Below are 2,544 nucleotides of genomic sequence, written 5' to 3'. Positions count from 1 at the left end.
GACCAAGAAGGAGCGGATACCGCTGGACCTGCCTACGCTGCGCAGGTTGTTCGCCTGCCCGATCTATGCTGACGGCGCACGTACCGCTGGTGGTGCGGGCGAGGCTCAGTACTGGCTTCCGTTGCTTGCCCTGTTCACTGGTGCGCGTCTTGAGGAGCTGTGCCAGCTTCGCCCCGAGGATGTGCTGGAGGAAGTCTACTTCGCAGAGGACGAAACAGAGCGAACCGCATGGATTCTTCGGATCACTGATGCTGGCGAGGGCCAAGGGGTGAAGAACAAAGGCTTAGTCCGCCGCGTACCGATCCATGCCTCACTCAAGGAACTTGGCTTCATTGATTATGCAAAGAAGGCAAAGGGCCGCGCCCGTATTTTCAACGAGCTGATTCCGGACACCTACGGGCGGGAGAGCGGGAACTGGTCCAGCTGGTTCAACAACTATCTCCGCGACAAAGTTGGAGTCAGCGACGAACGGATGGTTTTCCACGGCTTCCGTCATACCTTCAAAGATGCGGCCAGGGACTGCGGGATCGCAGAGGACGCATCGGATGCAATTACGGGCCACAGCAGCGCCAGCGTGGGCAGGAAGTACGGAAGTGGCACCTACCCCCTGCGACCGCTTGTAGAAGCTATGAACCGCTATCGGATACCCGGCCTCGTCCTACCTAATCCGCCAGCCTGACGCACCGACTCAGCCCGGTTTAAAAGGTTGGAGAAATTGGTGGGGCCGTAGCTTGACGCGCTAAAACAACACAATAAACGTGGGACAGAAAGTGCAGTTCTCAGATCGGCAAGTGCAGTTGACACTTGCCTACTCCCGTTTGACAGGCACGAACTCGCCCCCATAGACTCATCGTTAAAGCCGCATTGGTGCGGACAGGTTAGAGGCTTTGATGGGGACGATTACGAAGCGTGTCAACTCGCGCTGGACCAGTTGGCAGGTGAAGATTCGCCGGAAGGGCCAGCCGCAGCTTACCGAGACCTTCCGTTCGCAGGGGGATGCTGAGGCGTGGATGCACGCCGTAGAAGGCGAGCTTGATGCGATCAAGGTTTGGCTCGCCATCGATGCCGCCCGCGCCAAGCTAGTGCCTTACGCCGACTTGTTGAGAGCGCCGTTCAGCTTGTTGATAGACCGATACATCGCCGACGTTACGCCGCTCAAGAAGGGGCGGAGTTCCGAAACTGCACGCCTGAACGCTCTACGTCGCAGCGCTCTCGCTACCTACAAGATGGCTGAGCTTACGCGGCCTGTCCTTGCGCAGTGGCGGGACGCTCGATTAAAGCAGGTGGCGAGCGGAACCGTTCTGCGAGAACTGGCGATCATCCAGAACATCATTGAGATAGCCCGCCGAGAGTGGGGGCTGGACCTAGCCGAGAATCCACTTGTATTGTTGAAGAAGCCAACGCCAGCACCGCCTCGTGAAAGGAGGCCGACGGATGCTGAACTGGACGCGATCTTGCGGGAGGCAGAGCGGTCACGCGGCGGATTCCTGCGCGATGTCGTTGTCTTCGCCATCGAGACCGGCATGAGGCAGGGCGAGATAGCTGGGTTGGACTGGCGGTTCGTAAATCTGTCCCAGCGGCGTATTCATTTGACTATGACGAAAAACGGAAGCACGCGGGGCGTGCCGCTATCGAGGAAGGCTCTAGCGGTGCTTGAGAGCCAGCCATCGCGCTCCGGCAGCGTGTTCCAAGGTGCGACGCCAGAGGCGATAAAACGGGCCTTCCAGAACGCTTGCAAGCGGGCTGGCGTGAAAGACCTTCGCTTCCACGATCTACGGCATGAAGCCACAAGCAGGTATTTCGAGAAGGGCTTATCCATGATGGAGGTGGCGAGCATCACCGGGCATAAGTCCCTATCCATGCTTCAACGCTATACGCACCTTGATGCGGGAAAGCTGGCTCACCGGCTGGACTGAGCCGCAAAAGGAAAACAGATACCGCGCCCGAACATGGGCATACGGCCCGGCGCGGTGCAACGATCACCAACTTGGAGAATGAACCAATGAATACGACCAACACCACGGCGCAGCGCGATGCCTTGAAGAAGCAGATTGAGGAAGCGGCGAAGAACTCGCCCGACATGAACGTGCCGGACAACAGCCAGCCGGTAGATGATGATGTGGATGACGCTGACGGCAGCGAGGGGTGATTGACGCTGGCGGTGGATGGCTGGCCGACCGCCAGAGCGGGACGGTAAAGCAGTACGTGGAATGCAATGGGCGGTGACGCTTGCCGCCCGTGCAGGTACGGGACACATGGTACGCACCGACGCTATAATTGGCAGGACACCAACAGGAGACGCGATGCTTTCATTACCGTTCGACACTGGCTGCCAAGATGGTCGCCCGCTATAAGGCTGGCGGGTTCACCGAAGAACAGGCTGAGGTGCTGACCTATACGCTACTGGACGTGTCATTTGCGATGCGTGAGCAAGTCGCCACGCAGCTAAAGCATCAGGAGGCGATGCAGGCTCGGGCATTTGAAACTGAGGCAATTCGACGTGACACAGCCGCAATGGAGCGGAACCTCAAACTTTGGACGGAC

General features: G+C 58.6%; 4 protein-coding genes. All 4 read left to right on the top strand.

Annotated features, from left to right (window positions below; all coding sequences use genetic code 11):
* A partial coding sequence (locus PO883_RS34100; protein ID WP_289313747.1) for a site-specific integrase occupies positions 1-679 on the top strand: 679 nt, incomplete at its 5' end.
* Between the two features lie 331 nt (positions 680-1,010).
* A complete protein-coding gene (locus tag PO883_RS34095) occupies positions 1,011-1,916 on the top strand; it encodes a site-specific integrase (RefSeq protein WP_289313746.1) in 906 nt (301 codons plus the stop codon).
* A gap of 86 nt (positions 1,917-2,002) precedes the next feature.
* Positions 2,003-2,149 (top strand): hypothetical protein, encoded by a 147-nt coding sequence (locus PO883_RS34090; RefSeq protein ID WP_289313745.1) that lies wholly within the window; start codon positions 2,003-2,005, stop codon positions 2,147-2,149.
* Between the two features lie 188 nt (positions 2,150-2,337).
* The coding region (locus PO883_RS34085) for a hypothetical protein (protein ID WP_289313744.1) at positions 2,338-2,544 on the top strand (207 nt) is incomplete at its 3' end.

The sequence above is a fragment of the Massilia sp. DJPM01 genome (genome assembly GCF_030348125.1).
Lineage (GTDB): Bacteria > Pseudomonadota > Gammaproteobacteria > Burkholderiales > Burkholderiaceae_D > Telluria_A > Telluria_A frigida.
Note: the sequence above shows the minus strand (reverse complement) of the source record. Positions and strands in the feature narration are given on the sequence as shown.